We start from the raw sequence: 24,428 nt of genomic DNA on the forward strand, positions 1-24,428 counted from the left end.
TTATTGGTTAATTAGCGAATCAGTAATCTGTATTCACTTAAACTTCTACTAATTCTATTTCACTAAATCCGTGTGAAGTCCACACTCAACTTTGTTTAGGCCAAACCATCTTGCTTCTCGTTCCTGCATATCTAGATCCATTTTTCTAGTACAGGGCTCACAACCTATGCTGATATAGCCTTTAGCATCAAGGGGGTGTTTGGGTAGGTTATGTTCTTTTATATATGCGAATATTCTTCTATTGTCCCAATCCAACATTGGATGGAATCTAATACTGTCAAACGGCGCTGGTTGTTCTACCTTCATTGCTTTTCTTACTGCACTTTGATCTCCCCTCACTCCATTGATCCACACATCATGGGTAGCTAGTACGGATTCCATCGGCTGAGTCTTGTTTAGGTAGCAGCAATGATCCGGATCTGTGGTAAACATTAATTTCCCATTCGTTTCACGCTGCATAAATTTTGGCGTATTGGGCTTCAAATCCACAATAGTCAATCCCAAACGTTGTGCAATCTGATCTCGAAAAGAAACAGTTTCCGGAAAAAGATATCCTGTATTTATAAAATATACAGGGATGGAATTATCTATTTCACTTAATATATGGAGCATAGGAATGCTGTGTGTCTGAAAGGAAGACGTGGTGAACAGTCTTTTTCCCTCAGCTTTATATTCCGCTATTTTTCTTTTGATTTCTGGAATTTCCATGCCTTAAAGTTCATGGCAAAACAACGTCAAGTAGAAATAAATTCATAGCCATCGAAACATCTTTGTTCATGTTGTTGTTATAGGTTCCGGTAATTTTGCAGAATGCACAGAGTAACAGTCAAGAGAAAAGAACATTTCAACGCCGCTCATAGGCTTCATAATCCTAATTGGACTGACGAAAAAAATGAGGAGGTATTTGATAAATGTAATAATCCAAATTGGCACGGGCATAACTATGAAGTTATCGTCAGTTTAACAGGGGAGGTTGATCCTGAGACTGGTTATGTATACGATATGAAGAAACTAAGCGACCTGATTAAAAGTCAGGTTTTGAACCGTTTCGATCATAAAAACCTTAATTTAGATACAGAGGAATTTAAAAATCTCAATCCGACAGCCGAAAATATCGTGAAAGTCATTTATGACCTTCTTAGGGATAAAATCGAAGAGAAGTATGAGATGAAAATAACGCTTTATGAAACAGAAAGAAACTTTGTCGAATACCCAGCTTAAGTATGATCAAGAAGGGGATGACCATGCAGGTTGGTCTTCAGAAACCCCAATGAGACCCGATGCATTTGAGCAAGACGATGAGTTAAAAATCGAATTGATCCAAAAGCATTTTAAAGAAATTATGCAAATTCTTGGATTAGACTTGGAAGATGATAGTCTTAAGGGTACACCTTACAGAGTCGCGAAGATGTATGTAAAGGAAGTTTTTTCTGGTCTTAACCCTGCCAATAAGCCCGATGTTAAGCTATTTGAAAATAAATATCAGTATAATGAAATGCTGGTAGAAAAAGATATTACCTTCTACTCAAATTGTGAACATCATTTCGTGCCAATTATTGGTAGAGCTCATGTAGCATATTTTTCTAGTGGCAAAGTGATTGGTCTATCAAAAATCAATAGAATAGTACAGTATTTCGCAAAAAGGCCACAAGTTCAAGAGCGATTGACTATGCAAATAGGTAACGAGCTAAAAAGTCTGTTGAATACAGAGGATATTGCTGTTGTTATGGATGCCACTCACTTGTGCGTAGCATCCAGAGGAGTAAATGATACCAATAGTAGGACTGGAACAGCCTTCTTCTCTGGAAAATTCGAAGATCAAAATATCAAAAATGAATTCTTGAATTACATTAATTCGAGCGCGCAGTAATTTCTTCTACAAGAACCACTTCAAAGTTCTTTTTAAATGGTTTTCTATAAAAACTAGTTGACCTATCTTTGCGCACTGTTTTTGAAAACCATATAAAAAATCATGGATAAATTAATCTATTTAGTGCCTGCCCTTGGTCTACTAGGGCTTCTTGTGATGATCATCAAATCTCGCTGGGTATACAAGCAAGATGCTGGTGAAGAAAAGATGCAGACACTTGCAAACTACATCAGAGAAGGGGCATTGGCATTTCTTAGTGCTGAATACAGAATACTAGCCATATTCGTTGTAATTGCTGGTATTCTATTAGGAGTAATCTCAATGATGGTAGAAACCACGCACTGGTTCATCATCGTAGCATTCGTTATTGGTGCATTCTTTTCAGCATGGGCTGGAAACATCGGTATGAGAATCGCAACTGCAGCAAACGTAAGAACAACACAAGCTGCAAGAACTAGCTTGCCTCAAGCATTGAAAGTTTCATTCACCGGAGGAACCGTAATGGGACTAGGAGTTGCAGGTCTGGCTGTATTCGGGCTAAGTGTACTATTCATTCTATTATTTCAATTTTTCATGGGCGGAACATGGACTGCCAATGGAGTTAACGATATGACTGTAGTCCTTGAGGCACTTGCAGGTTTTTCACTTGGAGCAGAGTCAATTGCACTTTTTGCTCGTGTAGGAGGTGGTATTTATACGAAAGCTGCTGATGTTGGGGCTGACCTTGTAGGAAAGGTAGAAGCTGGTATTCCAGAGGATGATCCTAGAAACCCTGCAACAATAGCTGATAACGTTGGAGATAATGTTGGAGACGTAGCAGGTATGGGTGCTGATTTATTCGGTTCTTACGTAGCTACTGTTTTGGCTTCGATGGTTCTAGGTAACTATGTAATTAGAGACATGGGTGGATCAATTACAGATTCATTCAATGGTATCGGACCGATATTACTTCCTTTAGTAATTGCTGGTCTTGGTATCGTATTCTCGATTCTAGGAACTATGCTTATTAAAGTGTCTGGAAATGATGCTAAAGAAGCTCAAGTTCAAGCAGCCCTTAACAAAGGAAATTGGGGTTCTATCATATTGACTGCGATCGCTTGCTACTTCTTAATTGATTTAATCCTTCCAGCTGAAATGACAATGGCATTCTTTGGCGAAGGAAACCTTACAGTTACTTCAGGTAGCGTTTTTGGTGCAGTATTGGTAGGACTGGCAGTAGGAGGACTTATTTCTTACTTCACAGAATACTACACAGGACTTGGTAAAAAGCCTGTAGTAGATATTGTACAGAATTCTGCAACTGGAGCTGCAACAAATATCATTGCCGGACTTTCAACAGGTATGATTTCAACTTTTGCACCAATTCTATTGTTTGCTGGTGCAATCTGGGGAGCTTACGAATTGGCAGGTTTTTATGGTGTTGGTATTGCTGCATCTGCGATGATGGCAACTACGGCAATGCAACTTGCAATCGATGCATTTGGACCTATTGCTGATAATGCGGGTGGAATTGCGGAAATGAGCGAATTACCAGAAGATGTAAGAGAGAAAACGGATATTCTCGATTCAGTAGGAAATACAACTGCTGCTATCGGAAAAGGCTTCGCTATTGCTTCAGCTGCTTTAACAGCACTAGCTTTATTCGCTGCGTATGTAACCTTTACCGGCATCAACGGAATTAACATCTTTAAAGCTGACGTTCTTGCTGCCTTGTTTATTGGAGGTATGGTTCCAGTAGTGTTTTCTGCACTTGCTATGAGGTCTGTAGGAAAAGCTGCCATGGAAATGGTAAAAGAGGTAAGAAGACAATTCAAAGAAATTCCTGGCATCATGGAAGGAACTGGGCAACCAGAATATGGAAAATGTGTTGATATATCTACAAAAGCTGCACTTAAAGAAATGATGCTTCCAGGAGCAATCACAATCATAGCACCAATCCTAATTGGTTTCTTGATGGGACCTGAAGCGCTTGGTAGCTACATGGCTGGAGTTGCCGTATCTGGTGTGCTTTGGGCAATCTTCCAAAACAATGCTGGTGGCGCATGGGACAATGCGAAGAAATCTTTCGAAGCTGGAATTGAGATTGATGGGGAAATGACTTATAAAGGTTCTGAGGCTCACAAAGCAGCAGTTACTGGCGATACAGTTGGTGATCCATTCAAAGATACTTCCGGTCCATCCATGAACATCCTTATCAAATTGACTTGTCTTGTAGGTCTTGTGATCGCTCCTATTTTGGGAGAGGTTTACGGTTCAGGCGGACACGGAGCTCCAGAAAAAGCTGCCGTTATTATGATGGATGAGCCTGCTGAAAAGGTAAAAGAAGTATCAAAGGAGTTTAAAGTAGAAATGACTTCATTAGAGAATGGTGAAGTTCAAGCAATTGTAACTTCTGAGATCACTGAAAACAGAGAGACTACTATAAAAGTTGACACGCTTACGGGCCCTGAAGAAGCAGTAAAGAGCCAAATTGATGAAATGAAGTAAGTAATTATGAACTTACTTGAAAACCTCGGCATATGTCGGGGTTTTTTTATGCCTTTACGTAACTTCAACCTGTGTCTAACAACGAACTCATTCAAATAGCAGAGGATTGGTTTACATCCAATAAATGGAAGTCGTTCTCTTTTCAAAGAGATACGTGGGAGGCATACTTGAATGGTAAAAGTGGACTTTTAAATGCACCAACGGGCTCTGGTAAAACCTACGCGCTTTGGATTCCTTGTGTGCTCGAATTTCTTAAAGAGAATGAGCCGTATGACGTCAAACCCGAAGTGCAAATTCTTTGGATCACGCCTTTGAGGGCACTTGCTAAAGACATCCAAAGTGCAATGCAGCGATTTTGTGATGATATAGATGTTAGGTGGAATATTGGATTAAGAACTGGAGATACCACTACAACAGAGCGTCAGAAACAAAAGAAGAAAGCCCCTCAGGCATTAGTAATAACTCCGGAAAGCCTCCATGTTTTGCTTAGTCAAAGCGATTATCCCAATTACCTAAAAAATGTAAAAAGCATCATTGTTGATGAATGGCATGAGCTGATTGGCACTAAAAGAGGAGTTGCTACGGAATTAGCCATATCACGAGTTAAAAAGCTTACAGAGAATAAACTAAAAGTGTGGGGAATATCTGCCACCATAGGCAATCTTCCTCAGGCTAAAAGAGTCCTATTAGGAGAAGATCTCTATAAAAGTTCAGTTTCAATACGATCCAATGTTGAAAAGAAAATAGAAGTGACTTCCATCATGCCAGATGAAGTTGAAAAATTTCCTTGGTCTGGTTATTTGGGTGTGAAATTATTGGATAAGGTGTTGCCGATTATTGAGCGTAGCAATACCACATTACTTTTCACCAATACAAGATCACAAACCGAACTCTGGTACCAGGCTATATTAAAAGGGGCTCCTGAACTAGCGGGTGTTATTGCCATGCATCACGGCTCAATGGATCAACATATTAGAAATTGGGTGGAGGATGCACTTCATGAAGGCAAGTTGAAGTTGGTGGTGTGCACGTCAAGTCTTGACCTTGGAGTAGACTTTCGTCCAGTCGATACAGTAATTCAAATAGGTGGGCCCAAAGGAGTATCTCGTTTTCAGCAGCGAGCTGGTCGAAGTGGACACGGTCCTGGTGAGCTAAGTAAAATATTCTTCGTCCCTACGCATTCGCTTGAATTAATCGAAGGAGCCGCATTAAGATCAGCAGTGGAAGAGGGGAAGTTCGAACAACGAAAGCCATTGGAAAGATGCTTAGATGTGCTCGTTCAATATTTAGTTACTCTATCGGTAAGTGGAGGATTCAGGCCATTAGAAATCCTTGAGGAAATCAAGCAGACGTATTGTTACCGCTTGCTTACTGCAGATGAATGGAATTGGGCGTTAGAATTCATAACGACCGGGGGGAGTACGCTTGGAGAATATGATGAATTTTCTCGAGTGTTTAATGATGAGGGGATTTATAAAATCATTAATAAGAAGGCTGCACAACGACACAAATTGTCAATTGGGACAATTGTTGGAGATCCGGCAATGAGTGTCAAATTTATTTCAGGAGGTCACCTTGGTACAGTAGAAGAGAGTTTTGTTTCTAAATTGAATCCTGGAGATACCTTTTGGTTTGCAGGACAAAACCTTGAATTTATGATGATCAAGGATTTAACAGTTCTTGTGAAAAAATCCAAAAAGAAAAGTGGATTGACACCATCATGGGGCGGTGGGAGGTTGCCGCTCTCATCACTACTTTCAGATCAAATACGCCATAAACTGCAAAAGGCAATCGAAGGTGATTTTAGTGACATTGAGCTTCAAAAGATCAAACCAATCCTCGACTTGCAGAAGAGGATGTCTATCATTCCAGATAACAAGTCTCTTCTGATAGAGAAAGTAGAAACTGAGCATGGACATCATCTTTTCTTTTTCACTTTTGAAGGGATGTTCGTTCATGAGGTATTAGCTGGATTGATTGCCTACAGAATGAGTAAACTCCAAAAAATCACTTTTTCTATTTCAATGAATGACTATGGTTTTGAATTGTTATCGGATCAGGAAATAGCCATTGAAGAAGGACTTGAGCTTGATTTGTTTTCAGAAGAAAATATCTATGAAGATATTAATGAGTCTATCAATATGACTGAAATGGCGCAAAGAAAATTCAGGGATGTTGCAACCATCGCTGGTTTGATTTTTCAAGGTTATCCAGGGAAGAGTTTAAAAGCAAGGCACTTACAAGCATCATCAGGAATTATCTTCAAAGCATTTCAGGAATATGATGAAGAGAATTTACTACTGAAACAGTCAATGCAAGAAGTAATGACATTGCAATTGGATCAGTCAAGATTTATGGAGGCCATTCGCAGGATAAATTCTCAAAAAATAATTTTAAAAGAAACTCAAAAGCCAACACCTTTTGCCTTTCCTATTTTAGTGGACATGATTAGACGAGAAAGACTTAGTTCCGAAGATGTTACTGATAGGATATTAAAAATGCAGATTCAACTTGAACGATCTGTCGGTGCAGATTAAATTTGATATTATGAAAAAAACAATTCTATTTTTTATCTCAATTGCTGTAATGAGTGCAGCGTACTCACAAGATATAGTTGGTACTTGGAAAACCATAGATGATGAATCGGGCAAGCCCAGGTCGATTGTTGAGATCTATGAGAATGAAGGAAAATACTTTGGAAAGATTATCAAGTTGTTTAGAGATCCTGGGGAGGATCCTGATCCGATCTGTGAAGAATGTGACGACCATAGAAAAAATCAAAAGATCATTGGTATGGAGATTATCTCAGATATGAAGTTTAATAAGAACAATGATGAATATCATAAAGGTGAGATAATGGATCCAGAGAATGGAAATATCTACGATTGTAAATTATGGATAGAGGACGGGAATTTAAAAGTGAGAGGATATCTACTGTTCTTTTATCGCACGCAAACTTGGTTGCCATATTCAGGTGAATAATCGTTGTTTTGAATTGGAGGGGGAGAAGCTTTTGTTACTCCCCGAGAGAGGGATTTATTGGGAATCCAAAAAAGTGTTAATCGTTTCTGACCTCCATCTTGGAAAAGCGGGTCATTTCAGAAAACATGGGATACCAATTTCTCGAAAAATCCACTTGACCGATCTTCATATTCTGGAGTCACTAATACAAAATCATAAACCAGTCACCGTAATTTTACTAGGTGATTTATTTCACAGCTTTGAGAATAGCGAATGGCAAGACTTTTTACAGTTTATTGAAGTTTATGATTGGGTGTCATTCGTGCTAGTAGAAGGTAATCATGATATTCTGACTGAATATCCAGAAAAGCTGAAGGTTACACCCCTTTTAGAAATACCACCCTTTTCATTTAGTCATATTTATGAACCTACCAGTTACTTCAATCTTTCTGGACACATTCATCCTGGTATTTTAGTGAGAGGAAAAGGGCGACAAAGTTTGACTATGCCATGTTTTTACTTCTCCAAAAAACATGGGATACTACCTGCTTTCGGACAATTTACAGGTTTCAAAAAAATAAGACCAGGAAAAGATGATGTTGTATTTGGAATTGCAGATGAAACTGTCATTGAATTAACGTGAGATTTATCGTATTTTACAAGTGTAACTCCAGCTACTCACCCTGGAGGGGTTACTTATTTGTGTTAAATCGTATTAAAAACTGGCTTGGTGTATGAAGGACAGTGAGATTTTGGAGCGAATTGGTCGTGGAGACGAGCGCGTGCTTGATCATCTGTATAAAAAATATTACAGAATGATGACCAAGATTGTGCTGTCTAACAACGGGACCGAGGACGAGGCGAAAGACGTATATCAAGAAGCCTTACTCGCTTTTTGGCAGAAAGCTGCCAGTGGGAAGTTGGTCTTAACATCTAAGATCAGTACCTACTTGTATAGCATCTGTCTCAATCAGTGGAGAAAGGAATTGGATCGAAAAAGTCGACTAACCTCAGAAGAGGTTGATGGTGAAGAACATCAGAAACATGAGGATAAGGAGAGACTGAAGATCGTTATGCAATGTATTGGAGAGCTTGGAGATGTCTGTAAAAATGTATTGACCTACTATTATTTTGATGGTATGGGCATGCAGGAGATAGCGAAAAAGATGAATTTTGCTAATACAGATACCGCCAAAACAAAAAAATACAAGTGTAAAAAGAAGCTAGATAGTTTAATAAAAAGTAAATACACCACAGAAGACTTTTTTGATTAGACATGACTAAAATAACCGAAGAGCAAATCGACAACTACCACTCAGGTCGTATGAGTGATTCAGAAATGGCTGAATTTAATAAAGCTATTGAGTCAGATCCATCTGTTAAAGCAGAGAGTGACTTTCAATCTGATATTGTAAATGGATTGAAGGAGTACCGTAAACTCGAATTGAAATCGAGACTTGATGCAATCAATGTAGGACCAACTTGGATTGAATTTGCACAACAATCAGCATTAATGAAGTCGTTTGGTGGAGTCGTTATCGCCTCTCTAATCGGAACTGGAATATACTTCTATGGTGAAAAACCTGAAATTGTAGAATACGACCAAGACGCAACTGTGGAAGCACAAGAGGTCGAATCAATTGAATTTGTTTGGCAATTAGGAGAGGAGGAAAAAGAAAATACAGAAACTCAGCTTATTGAAAAACCGGTTGTGACCAATATTTCTAAGGTTGATGAAAATCAAGTTGCTAAAGAAGAAGAAATCGTAAGTCAGGATTTAGTTGCTGATGAATCAAACACAGTGAGCGATGTTTTAGAAGTAAAAGAAGTTTATAAACCTTCTTTCGAAGCTCCAAATGCAGAGGCTGTGGGCGAAGATGCAGCTTTCGAGACTACAGGACTTGACGAAATACCAGCTACGGATAACGGGGATGTTACAGAGAATTCCATAGATGTCCTTTCAGAAATTACAAAGAGTAGCACGATTAAGTATAAGTATTATGATGGCAAGCTGTTCCTTAATGGAGCGTTTGATAAGGCACCATATGAAATACTTGAAATTAACAGTAAGTCTGGAAGACGAATCTACGTCTACTATCTGGGTAGCTACTATAAAGTAGGCAATGCGGATAAGCTTACTGAATTGCCGAAAGTGACCAACCCACAGGTAATTGATGAGTTAAAAACACTCAGAGAAAACAAGTAGTCTAACATTACGTTCCATAGCTTTTTCATTTTGCCTAAATTCGTGGCTGAATGGAAGATAAGAAAACCAGAAAAAAACGGAAGCTTGGAAGCTATCCCTTTGCAAGTGTTGTGTTTAGCATCACTGTCGCTTTGTTGGTTTTAGGTCTCTTTGGATGGTTGTTGCTTCATAGTTCCAGGCTTGGTACACGCATTCAGGAAAACGTAGAGATACAGGTCTATCTCAATAAGAATATTAATCAATCCGATATTGCTAAGATTCGGATTTCAATAGCCTCAAAACCCTATACTTTAGTTAAAGAGGATCCACAAATTCTTTTGATAACGAAAGAAGAGGCAGCTAAGCAATTTGTAGAAGCAACTGGTGAAGATTTTAAGGATTTTCTTGGGGACAATCCGCTGCGTGATCTTTTTGCAGTAAAAATAAAAGGAGAGTATCAGGCACTTGATAGTCTTAATTTTATTAAAGGTGAGATAGAAAAGATACGCGGTGTATTTGAGGTTGAATATGAAGAAAGCCTCATTGAAAGCATTAATCAAAATCTAACAAAGATTGGATTCATCCTTCTAGGTATTGCCATTTTTGCTTTGCTGGTAGTAATCATTCTTATCAACAATACAATCAAGCTTGCATTATTCTCTCAACGATTCTTAATCCGAAGTATGCAGTTAGTGGGGGCTACTAGTTCATTTATTCAACGCCCCTTTTTATATCGTTCTATGTTATATGGATTTTTCGCCGGGCTTATTTCTTGTGGAATAATCTATGGATTTACACAGTATATGAATGGCGTAATTGAAGGTCTTGAGGAATTACAAGATACCAATGGTTTCTTACTACTTTTTTCTGTGATATTAATAATGGGAATTATAGTTGGATACTTTAGCTCACTTAGAGCAATTAAGAAATATTTAAAAATGTCACTAGACGAACTTTATTAGAATGTCTGAAAAAAGGAAATTAGCTTTTTCTAAAGCAAACTATTTGATCATGATTGCAGGTATAATCGTACTTGCAATTGGATTCATCATTATGACTTTAGACTCCGAACCATATGGATTTGGATTTCTGGGATTGACGCTAGGCCCAATTGTAGTTATGCTAGGCTTTGCAATTGAGTTTGTAGCAATTTTTTACAAGCCAAAGTCAAAGTCTGATACTGAATGAATTGGTTAGAAGCCCTAATCTTAGGGATTATTCAGGGACTTACCGAGTTCTTACCTGTTAGTAGCAGTGGCCATTTAGAGATAGGGTCAGTTCTCCTTGATGCGCAAAGCTCCGACAACTTATTATTTGCCGTCGTTGTTCACTTAGCTACTGCTTTAGCAACTATTGCAGTTTTCAAGGAAGATATATTATTGATAATTAAAGATGTTCTAAAGTTTAAATGGAACGAATCAACTCAGTTTGTTGCAAAAATTTTATTGTCAATGATTCCTGTCTTTGTAGTTGCAGTATTCTTCAAGGATCAAATTGAATCATTGTTTGTAGGAAACCTGCTCTTGGTCGGAGCAATGCTGTTGATAACAGGATGTCTTTTACTTTTTGCGCATTATAAGAGGAGTGGGGATAAGCGTGTTGGATTTATAAGTGCCATTGTAATTGGCATTGCACAAGCAGTAGCTGTTTTGCCAGGCATATCAAGATCTGGATCTACTATAGCAACAGCACTTATATTAGGTGTTGAAAAATCTAAAGCAGCAAGATTTTCTTTTTTAATGGTTTTAATACCAATCTTAGGTGCCAGTTTGTTGGAACTTATTGATTATTCTGAGAATCCCGGAGCGCATTCAATTGATACTACAACTTTGGTGATTGGATTTTTTGCAGCCTTCATCTCAGGATTTATAGCATGTAAGTGGATGATCAAGCTAGTCAAAAGTGGGAAGCTAACTTACTTTGCATTTTACTGTTTCATTGTGGGCTTAATTGCCATTATATCCGCTTGATATGGAAAATAGCTTTGAACAGGGACGTCTTTTGTTGATCAATAAACCGGTTGATTGGACGTCTTTTGATGTAGTAAAGAAGTTAAGATATACGTTGAAAGTTAAGAAGATCGGTCATGCGGGTACGCTTGATCCGTTGGCAACAGGTCTATTAATTATTGGCACAGGGAAGTTCACCAAAAAACTCAATGAACTTCAAGGACTCGATAAAACTTATGAAGGAATAATTGAAATTGGGAAAACGACACCTTCCTATGATCTGGAAACAGAATTTGATTCGGAAGCTGATTGGTCCAATATTTCAAATGAAGATTTAGAAAAAGCCAGACAAGAATTTGAAGGTGATATAAAACAAATCCCGCCAGCTCATTCCGCAATAAAGATTGATGGAGAAAGAGCCTATAAAAAGGCAAGAAAAAATAAGGTGGTTAAACTTGAACCAAGAGAGTTGACGATTCATAGCTTTGAGATAGACGCTACTAATTTGCCAGAAGTAAAGTTTAGAGTTTCATGCTCAAAAGGAACATATATTAGAAGCTTAGCTCATGATTTTGGTCAGAAATTGGGAGTAGGTGGTTATTTAAAAAAATTAGTTCGAACGAGCGTCGGTGAATATCAGTTATCCGATGCACTAGATTTGGATGATTTTATTCGTCAGAATAATGAAAGTAGTTGATCATTTAGAGGAGTTTGAAAAGCCCAGCTTTGCTGCAGTCACCATTGGTACTTTTGATGGTGTACACATTGGGCATCAGACTATTCTAAAAAGGATTGTTGAAGAAGCGCGAGTGAATAATGGGAAAAGTGTCCTGATTACCTTGTGGCCTCATCCAAGATTCATACTAAATAAGGATGCAGATAAGTTAAAGCTATTATCAACTTTTGATGAAAAAGTTAATCTTGTCAAAAACCAAGGCGTGGATTATATCCTGAAAATTGCTTTTACGCCTGAATTTTCCAATCTGACTGCTGATGAATTTGTACAGCAGATTCTTGTAGATAAAGTGGGGACTAAAAAGCTATTTATTGGATACGATCACCATTTTGGGAATAATAGAGAAGGAAATATTCAATTTCTTAAGTCTAATGAATCAAGGTATGGATTTAAGGTAAATGAAATTTCAAAACAAGAGATTGATCACATTGGAGTGAGTTCAACTAAAATTAGGTCAGCTTTAGAGAGTGGGGAAATTCATTTGTCTAATTCTCTTTTAGGTAGGAATTATTCAATTGAGGGTGTCGTTGTTGATGGAAATAAGCAAGGAAGATCTCTAGGCTATCCAACTGCGAATATTGAAATAAGTGAGTCATATAAGTTGTGCCCTGCTGATGGAGTATACGCTATAAAGGCAATAGTTAATCAGCATGAGTATCTTGGGATGCTTAATATCGGTTTTAAACCGACAGTTGATGGAAGGGAAAGAACCATAGAGGCTCACTTATTTAATTTTGATGAAGATATCTATGGACATGAAATTGTCGTTGAGTTTGTGAAAGGTTTAAGGAAAGAGATGAAATTTGAAAGTGTAGAGGAGCTGAAAGCACAATTAAATAAAGACAAAGAAGCTGCATTACGTATTTTGATTTGAAAAACAGGGTACCACATATTTTAATATTAACACTGGCTTTCGTTTGCCTGACCTCCTGTAAGAAGACAGATAATCTTATTGATTTTACGGAAGAAGACGAAATCCTATTGGGAGAGAAGCTATCGCAAGCATTTGCAGAGAATCCCAATTTCAATGTAATTCCAACTCAAGGGAATAGTGTACCATACGGATATGCAAGTTCACGACTAAATGAAATTACAACTTCCACATTAATCACAAAGGGAGAAGAATTCACATGGAATATTTATTTGCTTGATGATACCGAGCGTCAAGCGTTCGCATTTCCAGGTGGACATATTTATATCTCGACTGGAATGATCTTTTTTCTTGACAATGAAGATCAATTTTCGGGCTTAGTTGCTCACCTGGCTGCACTTATTAATCAATCACTTATTACGGAAAATTTGTTTTTCAAATACGGAGTAAATAACCTCAAGCAAATTGCGAATAGTGGTGGAGATGATGTTCTTGAAAGTATAATTAATGATCTTGAACTTAGGGATGAATTTTTAACATTTACTCGAGGGAATGAAATTCAAGCTGATACGCTTGCAATTTCCATTTTAAGTGAAACGAGTCAATCTTGTCGCTCGGGGGGATTGTTTTTCGAGAAAATATTAAATGTTCAATCCAACCAGCAGTCTAAGTTTATAGCTGCGCATCAGTTGGAACAGTCACGAATAGAAAATATTGATGAGGTAGTTGCTATGCTTGGATGTGATGCAAGCATAGATGATGAGTCAGCAAGCAGATATCAATCTTTCAGAAATTCATTGCCATAGGTCTATAGGCAATCAAACAACAAATAGTTTTAAAACCGATGAAAAAATCAGAAATCAAATTCATAGTTGAATTAGATAAGGAAAATATTCCTGAGAAAATAATGTGGGATGCGGATGAGAAGGAAGGAGATGGACTAGCCGAAACCAAGTCTATAAGCCTTTCTCTATGGGATCATGAGAATAAGAACACCATGCGTATAGACTTATGGTCTAAGGATATGCCCATGGATGAAATGAAGCATTTTTATATTGATTGCTTAGGAGGTCTTGCACAGAGCGTTTTGAATGCTACTGGAGATGAATATATGAATCAGGAGATATCACAATTGTGCGATAAGTTGGTAGAACACGTAAAAAATGAAGGCTAATCAGATTTTTCATTTCAAAAGAAACTGTTCCGTTTCATGAAAAATCACTAATATTATGCATGCATAATATTTCTTAATTGAAATTTTTGCAATGTCTTGCTTAATAAGTTGGCTTTAAATGCTTATTAACAGGGATTTTTTAAGTATTATTAATATCAAAATTTTAATCACAAAACATCAACCTTATGATCAGGAATTTGACAAAGATGATTTTTGGGTTAGCCTTGACTGTACTGTCGGTCGCTGCCTATGCTCAAACCACGGTTAGTGGGAACATCGTAGATAGTGAAGGTGAAGCATTAATCGGTGTTAACGTCCTTGTAGAAGGTACAGTACTTGGTACCATCTCAGATATTGACGGTAATTTTTCATTGACAGTGCAATCTCAACCTCCTTTTAATTTAGTGATTTCATATGTTGGATATGAATCACAAATAATTGAAGTGACTTCTGGTACCACCCAAGTAGATATCCAACTAGAGGAGTCCACGCTTTTAGGACAAGAAGTGGTTGTTTCGGCATCTAGAGTCGCGGAGAGTTCACTAAAATCGCCAGTATCTATTGAAAGAATGGATATTTTGGATATTCAAAATGCCCCAGCTCCAGACTTCTACACTGGTATTAGAAATATGAATGGAGTTGACTTTAGTACTCAGAGTTTAACATTTAAGTCTGTTAATGCAAGAGGCTTTGGAGCGAATGGTAACACTCGATTTGTACAGTTAATTGACGGAATTGATAACCAAGCTCCGGGTCTTAATTTTCCTGTTGGTAACGTTGTTGGTATCAGTGAATTAGATCTTGAGAGCGTTGAGCTTATCCCTGGAGCGGCTTCAGCCCTTTACGGTCCAAATGCAATTCAAGGAATCCTATTAATGAATAGTAAGAGTCCATTTGATTATCAAGGTCTGGATTTCTATTCTAAAGTGGGTGTAACTCATATGGATGAAAGAGATCATGAAGCATCTCCATACACAGATCTAGGTTTTAGATATGCTAAGGCATGGAATAATAAGATGGCTGTTAAAATCAATGCTTCTTGGTTGAGAGCTCAAGATTTCATTGGAGTAGATCAAAGAGATCAAAGCGGGGCAACAGTTGAAGGAAACTTAGCTGCAAATAGAGAAAACAATAGAGTATATGACGGTATCAATACATACGGAGATTTCTTAATAGATATTGGTACTATAGCAGATATTACAATTGCAGGTGATCCAGTAAATGGGCCAAGCGTAGCTGCAATAAGAAGCTTGTTGCCGAATGGAACCAATGGCGCATTCTCTCCAACAGGTTATCAGGAAGCAGACTTTGTTGACAATACAACAGAGAGTTTAAAACTTGGAGGTGCATTCCACTACAGAATTAATGATAAAATAGAAGCAATTGCTCAAATGAACTGGGGGCAAGGGAGTTCGGTTTATACAGCTAATGACCGATTCATTCTTGATGGATTCTCGATATGGACTGGTAAGTTAGAATTAAGAGGAGATAATTTCTTCGTAAGAGCGTATACTACTCAAGAAAACTCTGGAGATACGTATGCAGCTAATACGATTGCATCTTTAATAAATCAAAGAAGGTATCTACCTACTTACTTTAGTACATATGCAGGTGCTATTTCTACTGGAGCTATTGCGCCGAATAATTACACTGCATTACATGCTGCTGCAAGAGCTGCTGCTGATGCTCAGCAACCTCAGCCAGGTTCAGAAACATTCGAAGCAGATTTTGATGAATTCAGAAACCTTTCAATCGCTGAAGGTGGAGCTAAATTCCTAGACAATTCTGCACTATGGCACTATGAGGGTAGTTACAATTTCAAAAATGAAATCGATTTCGCAGATGTAGTAGTAGGAGCTAATTTCAGAACCTACGCGCTAAATTCTGAAGGAACTCTTTTCACACTAGATGATGCAGGAGATGAGGTATCATTCAATGAATTTGGAGGTTACGTTCAAATCTCAAAAGACATCATTGATAATGTGAAATTGCAAGGTTCTGTGAGATATGATAAGAATGAAAACTTCGCTGGACAGTTCTCTCCGAGAATTTCTGGAGTTTGGGAATTTTTGGCTGATCAGAACTTTAGAGCTTCATTCCAAAGAGGATTTAGAATTCCAACAACTCAGGATCAGTATATCGACCTAGATGTTGTAACAAGACGTTTGATTGGTAGAAACGACATCTTAACCGAGAACTATAATATAAATTCTAATACTGTTTATACAACTGAGAGTGTAATGGCTGCTCAAGCGAGTGGAAATGTTGATGATTTAGTTGTTGCAGCAGATGCTTACAAAGATTTCACAACTGAAAAAGTAAGTACTTGGGAAGTTGGTTATAAAGGACTTCTATTAGATGGAAAACTCTTAATCGATGCTTTCTACTACAACAGTACATACCAGGATTTTGGAGCTGAAATTGACGTAACTCAGGCCGTAGTTACAGGAGATATTCAGTCTGTTCCTGGCGGATATTCAGTAGGATCTGCAGGAGCAAGACATGCGGATGCTGAGCTTCAAACGTTTGTTGATGGTGGAGCTACAGGAGTAAGCCTTCAGAGATATGGATATGATACCAATATCGATCAAGACATAAAAACTTATGGATTTGGTCTTGGAGCGGAGTACTCTTTCCTTGATGGATTTAATTTAGGCGCAAATGCTTCATTCAATAAGCTTGAAGATCTTGATGATCTTACTGCAAGAACATATAATGTAGCATTCAATACTCCTGAATGGAGATATAACATCACTTTTGGTAACAGAAAAATTACAGATCGAATTGGATTTGGCTTGACTTACAGATGGCAAGATGCTTTCTTATGGCAATCAGCAATTGGATCAAGTGTAATTGCAGACTTTGCTACATTAGATGCTCAGGTTACTTATCAGTTACCTAGTGTTAATGGACGAATTAAGATTGGAGGTTCTAATATCTTAAATGAGAGATATACTACCTCACATGGTAACCCGAGCCTTGGTGCACTTTACTATGTACAATTGAACCTTGACAACATTCTTAGCAACTTCTAAAAATTGAAGACAATGAAAAAAATATTTAATAAACTCTCATTAGTACTTTTTGCTGCAGTTGTTTTTGCATGTAGCAGCGAAGATGATTTAGTTGAAGATTGGATAGAAGTTAATGAGCCTGCTGCGCCAAGCACTGGATCATTAGATTTATCAAATTATGTTGCAGTTGGTAATTCACTGACCGCTGGATTTACAGACGGAGCGTTGCATCCGGATGGGCAAATGGAATCTTATCCAAATATCCTTGCAACTCAATTTTTGACAGCAGGTGGTGGTGCTTTTGTACAACCTGATATTACTAGCGGAAATGGTTTTGGTGGAGTTGATGGTGACAATAATGCATTAGGAAGATCATTCATTGATCTGGCAGCAGCTGTAGCCGCATTGGAAGGAACAGGTAGCTTTGGTGATGTTATCCAGTTTTCTTCTGGTGATTTCCTGTCTCAGTCTACTAATACCGGATCTTCCTTAAATAATTTTGGGGTTCCTGGCGCTAGAGTAGTTGACTTAACTACAGCAGGTTATGGAATAGCTGACTTTGGCAATCCATTCTATAATGCTTTTGCTTCGGATCCATCCACTTCTACAATTTTAGGAGATGCTGTAAGTGCTGATGCATCATTCTTTACACTTTGGATCGGATCTAATGATGTATTAGGATATGCTACAGCTGGTGGCGATGGAGCGATTTCGGCGATTACAAGTACTGCGGATTTCCAAACTGCATATGGTACTGTTTTAGCTAGCCTTACAGCTGATGGTGCCCAAGGTATTGTGTTGAATGTTCCTCCTGTAACTATTATTCCATTTTTCCAGACTGTAACGACCTTAAATGAAGGTGTTAGTTTGATCCCATTAGATCAAGCTACTGCTGATGCTGTAAATGCTGGATACGCTACTTACAATGGAACCCTTGATCTACTTGCAAGTGCTGCTGGTGGTGAACTTATCACTCAAGCTGAAGCTGATTCAAGAAAGATCAATTTTGTTGCTGGTGTTAATCCTCCGGTAATACTTGATGAATCTCTTACAGATCTTACTGCAGTTGACCCTGCATTACTTAGTATGAGACAAGCTGCAATCGATCCTACAACAGGTTCTTCAGATTTATTCCCTCTTACGGCATTATCTGTAATCGGAACTCTAGCAGATCCAACTAATCCTAATTCTGTTATTGGTGTAGGTGTACCTGTCGAAGATAGATATGTACTTACTCCCCTTGAGCAAGTAGAAATTATTACTGCATATGCAACGTACAATGTTATCATAGAGACAATTGTAGATGCTAATCCAAATGTGACAATGGTTGATGTAAGACCTCTGTTTGCTGATATGTATGGATTAAGTGCAGAACAAGCTGCCGCTCTACAGTTAGGTGATGATGGTGTCGCTGCAGCAGATGGTGTTTTAGGATTAGAAGTGGGAGGAATTAACCTGGTACCTCTAAGCCTTTCAACTACAGAGTTATATAATAGCGTTTGGTCAACAGATGGAGTTCATCCAAATGGAAGAGGTGCAGCATTAATTGCTAACGAAATTATAAAAGCGATTAATGAGACTTATGGTGCAAGCATTCCAGAGGTCAATCCGCTGGATTATGCGCCAATTAATGCACCATTTTAAGAATACTTTTTAGTTATAAATTAAACCCCGCATTAGCGGGGTTTTTTATTTTAAATGTATTTTTATTGAATGTCTCATCCGGAGTTTAAATTCCTTCCTAGATTAAGAAAGCAACTTTTTATTGTAGTCTTTGGTACCGATACCAGAGCAGGAAAGTTATTCGACATCATTTTACTATGGGCCATAGTACTTAGTGTTGTCAGTGTGATGTTAGAAAGTGTAAGAGAAATACGCGATGCCTATGCTACTGTATTTTTTATTTCAGAATGGTTCTTCACTATTCTTTTTACCATAGAATATTTACTACGCCTTTTTATTACTATAGAACCTAAAAAGTATGCATTTAGCTTTTTTGGTATAATCGATTTGCTAGCTACACTTCCAACATACCTGACGTTATTTGTTGCTGGAGGTAGTTATTTGGTTGTGATTCGCTCTATTAGGCTTCTAAGAATCTTTAGAATTCTAAAGCTTGGACGATACCTTAGGGAGGCCTCAGTGCTCACTGATGCGTTGGCCGCAAGCCGCCACAAGATTTTAGTTTTTTTGGGAGCAGTATTTACACTTGCGATGATAATGGGAACGCTAATGTATATGATAGAAGGAGGGGAGAGTGGATTTACTAGTATTCCTAGGAGCATCTATTGGGCTATTGTTACTATTACAACAGTTGGTTATGGAGATATAGCGCCCCAAACGGTATTTGGACAAGTTGTGGCTTCAATGCTCATGCTTATGGGTTATGCCATAATAGCGGTGCCTACAGGTATTGTAACTACTGAAATAGCTCAAGCCGAAAGAGATAAAAAAGAAAGTGAAGCCGCTGCAAAAAGAGTTTGTCCAAACTGTGGAATGCGAGGGCATGATGATGATGCTATTTATTGTAAGAACTGTTCAGCCAAACTTTAAGCTGATGATTTTCCTCGAAAAGTTCTTACAACAAGCCATAATATGACTGCAGTGAATCCAATCATTAAAAAGATGTTCACCACATCAGTTACTGTTAGCGTATCCACCCATTCAGAAAAGTTCATCGACTTTTGTTCTTCCATTCTTTTTTTGGCATAAATATAGCCGCTAAAAACCTAATTAAGTATTTGTTTTTGTAACTTACTCATGAAGAATTGCACTAATCTATGAAGCAACTGCTAATAATATTTGTTTTCGCATTTTTTCAAGCTCCGACGACAATTGTCAGAAATAACGGAGATCAATTAAGCTTGAAAGATGTGGTCATTTACCAAAATGAAGAACAAGGTTCCGACAATTCTCTCGGATATAATTATAGAGGAAAGAGTAGTGAAATAGCTTTTAGTGCTATCAAAAGAATTAGTTTCAAAGAGACTATTAAGCGTAAAAAAGGTATAACTACTTATCGAGTGATATTAGTTAAATCCGATAATAGCAAACGAGAAGTCGAAATTGATCTCGTTAAGCTTGAAGGTATCAATGAGTCTGGAAAAATGGAATCAATGAACTTTAGTTCCATTGATAAGATTTCGTTTTAATCACGTTAATTCTATATTTGCGAACCCAAAATTGCACTCGTAGTTCAACTGGATAGAATACCAGATTTCGGCTCTGGGGGTTGAGGGTTCGAATCCTTCCGAGTGCACTTCTAACACCTATAAAACGTAGGTGTTTTTTTATTCCCTATTTTAAAAAAAAATCCGACATGGAAGGATGAGAACCCTGGTTCGAAATCGAAGATTCACGAGGGGCGTTGGCGTGTGGGTGCGTGTATGAGTAATCCTTCCGAGTGCACTTCTAACACCTATAAAACGTAGGTGTTTTTTTATTCCCTATTTTAAAAAAAATCCGACATGGAAGGATGAGAACCCGAGGTTCGAAATGGAGCGTAGTGAAATTCACGAGGGGTGTGAGTGTATGGTTTGCGTGTATGAGATAAATCGAAGATTCATGAGGGGTAGTGGCCATTTGTTAGGGGATAGGTGGTTTTATGATCTTCTAGCCTTTCTACAACCTAAATCAATATGCTAAAAATAAAAAGCCCTCTAAAAATGAGGGCTTAACGTTCAGAGGTGACTATATATTTTTTACTTCTTCTTCATTAGCTAAGCATAACAAGCAAAACAATCACCGTTAAAATTGATAGGAAAAATCTTACGTAACTCATAATCCATTTTATTTTGTTGTCATAATTAAGGCCATGGTTAACTTAGAAACCCCCAATTGTTTCTTTGAATAGGTCAATTAATTCGATAAAATCAGCTTATATGTTCGATTACCTTCTATAAAGTTTGAAGTAATGCGATGTGAGTCGGTTTGTGTTTCTTCTATATCCCACACTTGGGTATCGCCATTAATTATTACAAAAAGCGTCTCTTCGCTATCATCCAGGTACCATTGACCTGTCATAGAAGGTGGGTCGTTTGGATCGCACTTGGTAGCGCCCTCTCTTACTTCATAAACACCATTTGGATAGTAGGTGATGAAATTGTCAAGCACACACGAATTTGGGCGTAAGGTTCCTAGTTCAATTTCTATTTCTAGAATTTGCCACGTTTTACCGAATGAATCAGTTCCAGAAAACAGATCTGATCGATTGGAAGGTCTTGGACTGCTCTCCGAGCAGCTCAAAATAATGAGTGATAAAAGGGTTAAACGTAAAAAAGCCATAGTTGAGGAATTTACAACTATGGCAAGCTTTTATCTATTAACCCCTAATAGGGGCGTTAAAATCCAATTATGATAGAACTTCTTTTACTTTGTCTGCAGCATCTTTCAATACGATTGCTGAAGTAACTTTTAACCCTGATTCTTCAATTATTTTAGCTCCTTCTTCAGCATTTGTTCCTTGAAGCCTAACAATGATTGGTACGTGTATGTCGCCAATGTTTTTGTAAGCTTCAACAACGCCATTAGCTACTCTATCACATCTTACAATTCCACCAAATATGTTAATGAGTATAGCTTTTACATTAGGATCTTTCAAAATGATTCTGAAACCAGCTTCAACAGTTTGGGCATTTGCTCCTCCACCTACATCAAGGAAATTGGCAGGCTCACCACCTGAAAGTTTGATGATATCCATTGTGGCCATTGCAAGACCAGCTCCATTAACCATACAACCTACATTTCCATCAAGCTTCACATAATTCAAGCCGGACTCACCTGCTTCTACTTCTAATGGATCTTCTTCAGTAAGATCTCTTAACTCAGCAATGTCTCTATGACGGTAAAGTGCATTGTCATCTATGTTAACTTTAGCATCAACAGCTAATATCTTATTATCCGAAGTTTTTAATACAGGATTGATTTCAAATTGTGAAGCATCTGTACCTTCATATGCTTTGTAAAGTGCAAAGATGAACTTTACCATTCCTTTGAAGGCATCACCCTCTAGGCCTAAAGCAAAGGCTACTTTTCTAGCTTGGAAACCTTGTAGACCTACTGCAGGGTCTATCCATTCCTTTACAATTTTATCTGGAGTCTCCTCAGCAACAGTTTCAATATCCATTCCACCTTCAGTGGAAGCCATTATCACATTTTTACCTGTACCTCTGTCTAAGAGAATTGACAAATAGTACTCTTTTGGATCAGACTCACCAGGATAGTAAACATCCTGTGCTATCAATACTTTGTTTACTTTCTTGCCTTCAGCACCAGTTTGGTGCGTAACTAGCGTGCCACCAAGAATATCTTTAGATTTTGGCGCAACTTCGTCAAGGCTTTTAGCTAATACCACGCCATTAGAACCTGTTTCATTGATTGTGCCTTTTCCTCTTCCTCCGGCATGAATTTGAGCTTTAATTACATACCACTCGGTTCCAGTTTCTCTGTTTAGTTCCTTAGCAGCTTCTACTGCTTTATCTGGCGTGTCAGCGACAACACCTTCTTGGATTGTTACTCCGTAGGATTTAAGAATTTCTTTGGCTTGATATTCGTGAATATTCATGGATATAAATTTTCTGCGAAGCTAAATCATCGAGAACGTATAACCAAGATTGAACGTCACTGAGTTAGCTCAATTGCGCGATATAGATATCTTTGCGGCCATATGCTAAGAGCCGATAATATTCACAAATCGTATAATGGACTAAACGTACTTCAAGGAATTGATCTATCCATAGCAAAAGAAGAGGTTGTAAGTATTGTTGGAGCATCTGGCGCGGGAAAAAGTACATTGCTTCATATCCTTGGAACATTAGACGTTCCAGACCAAGGAAGAATTCTTTTTAATGAAGTAGAAGTTTCTTCTTTGAATCAGAAAAAGATGGCTCACTTTCGGAATCAAGAAATTGGATTCATTTTTCAGTTCCATAACTTATTTCCAGAATTCACTGCAAAAGAAAATGTATGTATACCAGCACTAATCAATGGTGATTCAGGTGCAGAAAGCCGTGCAATTGAACTTTTGAATATTCTGGGCCTCTCTAAAAGAGCAGATCATAAGCCATCCGAATTATCTGGAGGTGAGCAACAAAGGGTTTCTGTTGCACGGGCATTAATCAATCAACCTTCTATCATCTTTGCAGATGAGCCTAGCGGAAATCTTGATTCTCAAAGTGCTGACGAATTGCACGAACTATTTTTTGACCTGAGAAACAAAATGGGACAAACTTTTGTAATTGTTACACACAACATGCAATTGGCAGGAATGGCAGATAGAAAGCTTGAAATCAAAGATGGAACTATAACTTCTTGAGCACTTGAGTCAAGGAGTTAAATACATGCTATTCGCTTCATTTACTTTCACACTCATGAAAGTATGTGTGAAGCTCGTTCCGCATATTCCTGCGATTGAGATTATTCTATTTCGTTCTGTAATTTCAATGGCCATAAGTCTTTTCTTTCTCACTAGACAAAAAGTACCAGTTTGGGGAAATAATAGACTCGTTCTAGTAGGGAGAGGTGTTGCAGGAGCTACCGCCTTGATTATCTACTTTAGTTTACTTCAACAAATTCCATTGGCAACAGCTTCAACCCTTCAATATTTGGCTCCGGTATTTACTGCCGTGTTAGGGATTTTCTTGGTAGGAGAGAAGGTAAAGAATGTTCAATGGCTATTCTTTGCTATGAGTTTTGCCGGAATCCTGGTAATTCAAGGATTCGATCCTCGAATTTCATTCTGGCATGTTGTGATGGGTGTTTCTGCTTCCCTATTCATGGGATTGGCCTATAATTTTATTCGGAAGCTTAAAACGAGTGAGCACCCTTTGGTCATAATCTTTTACTTCCCTTTGATCATGCTTCCTATTTCAGGTGTGTGGACATTTTTTGTTTGGGTACAACCACAGGGGATGGATTGGCTTGTTTTAGTACTCGTAGGAATAACTACCCAAATTGCTCAGTTCTTAATGACAAAAGCTTACCAAAAGGAAGAGCTAAACAAGGTTTCCATTCTTACTTACATTGGCATTATTTACTCTCTGGCTTTTGGCTTCTTCATATTTGACGAAACTTATAATCTATACACATATGGTGGAATGGCACTGGTTCTTTCCGGTGTTGTTTTGAATGTTATGTGGAAGCGAAGCTGATCTTGATTTTCATATAAGCTTCAGCTTTATTTG

At 38.0% G+C, this 24,428-nt stretch carries 25 protein-coding genes and 1 tRNA gene; 22 read left to right on the top strand and 4 right to left on the bottom strand.

The annotated features are described in order from the left end of the window. Positions 1-54 precede the first annotated feature (54 nt). The gene (locus ACY650_RS14560) at positions 55-708 is read right to left on the bottom strand and encodes a phosphoadenylyl-sulfate reductase (RefSeq protein ID WP_462248371.1); all 654 of its coding nucleotides are present in this window, start codon (positions 706-708) and stop codon (positions 55-57) included. Positions 709-810: 102 nt separating this feature from the next. Between ACY650_RS14560 and ACY650_RS14565 the strand changes: the two genes are divergently transcribed. The 18 genes from ACY650_RS14565 to ACY650_RS14650 all read left to right on the top strand — a co-directional run bounded on the left by ACY650_RS14565 (position 811) and on the right by ACY650_RS14650 (position 19,800). Then, positions 811-1,221, top strand: a complete 411-nt coding sequence (locus ACY650_RS14565; RefSeq protein ID WP_462248372.1) for a 6-pyruvoyl trahydropterin synthase family protein — start codon at positions 811-813, stop codon at positions 1,219-1,221. Continuing rightward, positions 1,184-1,870 carry a GTP cyclohydrolase I FolE gene (gene folE / locus ACY650_RS14570; protein WP_462248373.1) on the top strand — a complete coding sequence of 229 codons (687 nt, stop codon included), beginning with the start codon at positions 1,184-1,186 and terminating at the stop codon, positions 1,868-1,870. The genes ACY650_RS14565 and folE overlap by 38 nt, the downstream gene beginning before the upstream one ends. Positions 1,871-1,972: 102 nt before the next feature. Continuing rightward, positions 1,973-4,357 carry a sodium-translocating pyrophosphatase gene (locus ACY650_RS14575; protein ID WP_462248374.1) on the top strand — a complete coding sequence of 795 codons (2,385 nt, stop codon included), beginning with the start codon at positions 1,973-1,975 and terminating at the stop codon, positions 4,355-4,357. Between the two features lie 71 nt (positions 4,358-4,428). Beyond that, positions 4,429-6,894, top strand: coding sequence for a ligase-associated DNA damage response DEXH box helicase (locus ACY650_RS14580; protein ID WP_462248375.1), 2,466 nt, complete (start codon positions 4,429-4,431; stop codon positions 6,892-6,894). A 10-nt stretch (positions 6,895-6,904) separates the two neighbouring features. Next, the gene (locus ACY650_RS14585; protein ID WP_462248376.1) at positions 6,905-7,339 is read left to right on the top strand and encodes a DUF2147 domain-containing protein; all 435 of its coding nucleotides are present in this window, start codon (positions 6,905-6,907) and stop codon (positions 7,337-7,339) included. Further along, positions 7,332-7,961, top strand: a complete 630-nt coding sequence (pdeM, locus tag ACY650_RS14590) for a ligase-associated DNA damage response endonuclease PdeM (protein WP_462248377.1) — start codon at positions 7,332-7,334, stop codon at positions 7,959-7,961. Before ACY650_RS14585 ends, pdeM begins: the two co-directional genes overlap by 8 nt. A gap of 91 nt (positions 7,962-8,052) precedes the next feature. Continuing rightward, entirely contained in the window at positions 8,053-8,592 is a 540-nt protein-coding gene (locus ACY650_RS14595) for an RNA polymerase sigma factor (protein ID WP_462248378.1), read from the top strand. 2 nt (positions 8,593-8,594) lie between these two features. Beyond that, positions 8,595-9,524: a hypothetical protein gene (locus ACY650_RS14600; protein ID WP_462248379.1), complete on the top strand. Its 930-nt coding sequence runs from the start codon at positions 8,595-8,597 to the stop codon at positions 9,522-9,524. 50 nt (positions 9,525-9,574) lie between these two features. Next, positions 9,575-10,465, top strand: coding sequence for a cell division protein FtsX (locus ACY650_RS14605; protein WP_462248380.1), 891 nt, complete (start codon positions 9,575-9,577; stop codon positions 10,463-10,465). A 1-nt stretch (position 10,466) separates the two neighbouring features. Beyond that, the gene (locus tag ACY650_RS14610) at positions 10,467-10,691 is read left to right on the top strand and encodes a DUF3098 domain-containing protein (RefSeq protein ID WP_462248381.1); all 225 of its coding nucleotides are present in this window, start codon (positions 10,467-10,469) and stop codon (positions 10,689-10,691) included. After that, on the top strand, positions 10,688-11,473 hold the full coding sequence (locus ACY650_RS14615) for an undecaprenyl-diphosphate phosphatase (RefSeq protein WP_462248382.1): 786 nt from the start codon (positions 10,688-10,690) through the stop codon (positions 11,471-11,473). Before ACY650_RS14610 ends, ACY650_RS14615 begins: the two co-directional genes overlap by 4 nt. Before the next feature lies 1 nt (position 11,474). Continuing rightward, positions 11,475-12,149 (top strand): tRNA pseudouridine(55) synthase TruB, encoded by a 675-nt coding sequence (truB, locus tag ACY650_RS14620; RefSeq protein ID WP_462248383.1) that lies wholly within the window; start codon positions 11,475-11,477, stop codon positions 12,147-12,149. Further along, a complete protein-coding gene (locus tag ACY650_RS14625; protein ID WP_462248384.1) occupies positions 12,136-13,062 on the top strand; it encodes a bifunctional riboflavin kinase/FAD synthetase in 927 nt (308 codons plus the stop codon). Before truB ends, ACY650_RS14625 begins: the two co-directional genes overlap by 14 nt. Further along, the gene (locus tag ACY650_RS14630) at positions 13,059-13,865 is read left to right on the top strand and encodes a M48 family metalloprotease (protein ID WP_462248385.1); all 807 of its coding nucleotides are present in this window, start codon (positions 13,059-13,061) and stop codon (positions 13,863-13,865) included. The genes ACY650_RS14625 and ACY650_RS14630 overlap by 4 nt, the downstream gene beginning before the upstream one ends. 38 nt (positions 13,866-13,903) lie before the next feature. After that, positions 13,904-14,233 (top strand): gliding motility protein GldC, encoded by a 330-nt coding sequence (gldC, locus tag ACY650_RS14635; RefSeq protein WP_462248386.1) that lies wholly within the window; start codon positions 13,904-13,906, stop codon positions 14,231-14,233. A gap of 185 nt (positions 14,234-14,418) precedes the next feature. Further along, on the top strand, positions 14,419-17,268 hold the full coding sequence (locus ACY650_RS14640; RefSeq protein ID WP_462248387.1) for a TonB-dependent receptor domain-containing protein: 2,850 nt from the start codon (positions 14,419-14,421) through the stop codon (positions 17,266-17,268). Positions 17,269-17,280: 12 nt separating this feature from the next. Next, positions 17,281-18,891 (top strand): SGNH/GDSL hydrolase family protein, encoded by a 1,611-nt coding sequence (locus ACY650_RS14645; RefSeq protein ID WP_462248388.1) that lies wholly within the window; start codon positions 17,281-17,283, stop codon positions 18,889-18,891. A gap of 69 nt (positions 18,892-18,960) precedes the next feature. Beyond that, positions 18,961-19,800, top strand: a complete 840-nt coding sequence (locus ACY650_RS14650) for an ion transporter (RefSeq protein WP_462248389.1) — start codon at positions 18,961-18,963, stop codon at positions 19,798-19,800. Here ACY650_RS14650 and ACY650_RS14655 read toward each other — a convergent pair. Next, positions 19,797-19,943, bottom strand: coding sequence for a hypothetical protein (locus tag ACY650_RS14655; RefSeq protein ID WP_462248390.1), 147 nt, complete (start codon positions 19,941-19,943; stop codon positions 19,797-19,799). The two genes, ACY650_RS14650 and ACY650_RS14655, sit on opposite strands and share 4 nt — an antisense overlap. 84 nt (positions 19,944-20,027) lie before the next feature. On the opposite strand from ACY650_RS14655, the gene ACY650_RS14660 reads away from it, so the two are divergent. Together ACY650_RS14660 and ACY650_RS14665 are read left to right on the top strand one after the other, a co-directional pair. Then, a complete protein-coding gene (locus ACY650_RS14660) occupies positions 20,028-20,399 on the top strand; it encodes a hypothetical protein (RefSeq protein WP_462248391.1) in 372 nt (123 codons plus the stop codon). 33 nt (positions 20,400-20,432) lie between these two features. Further along, a tRNA-Arg gene (locus ACY650_RS14665) sits at positions 20,433-20,506 on the top strand. Between the two features lie 599 nt (positions 20,507-21,105). Here ACY650_RS14665 and ACY650_RS14670 read toward each other — a convergent pair. Together ACY650_RS14670 and sucC are read right to left on the bottom strand one after the other, a co-directional pair. Further along, positions 21,106-21,531, bottom strand: a complete 426-nt coding sequence (locus tag ACY650_RS14670; RefSeq protein ID WP_462248392.1) for a hypothetical protein — start codon at positions 21,529-21,531, stop codon at positions 21,106-21,108. A 67-nt stretch (positions 21,532-21,598) separates the two neighbouring features. Then, on the bottom strand, positions 21,599-22,810 hold the full coding sequence (sucC, locus tag ACY650_RS14675) for an ADP-forming succinate--CoA ligase subunit beta (RefSeq protein WP_462248393.1): 1,212 nt from the start codon (positions 22,808-22,810) through the stop codon (positions 21,599-21,601). 102 nt (positions 22,811-22,912) lie between these two features. Here sucC and ACY650_RS14680 point away from each other — a divergent pair, with 102 nt between their 5' ends. Both ACY650_RS14680 and ACY650_RS14685 read left to right on the top strand, forming a co-directional pair. Then, positions 22,913-23,560: an ABC transporter ATP-binding protein gene (locus ACY650_RS14680; protein ID WP_462248394.1), complete on the top strand. Its 648-nt coding sequence runs from the start codon at positions 22,913-22,915 to the stop codon at positions 23,558-23,560. A 4-nt stretch (positions 23,561-23,564) separates the two neighbouring features. Next, positions 23,565-24,395, top strand: a complete 831-nt coding sequence (locus ACY650_RS14685) for a DMT family transporter (RefSeq protein ID WP_462248395.1) — start codon at positions 23,565-23,567, stop codon at positions 24,393-24,395. Positions 24,396-24,428: the final 33 nt, after the last annotated feature.

It is taken from the genome of Ekhidna sp., from assembly GCF_963691765.1.
GTDB lineage: Bacteria > Bacteroidota > Bacteroidia > Cytophagales > Cyclobacteriaceae > Ekhidna.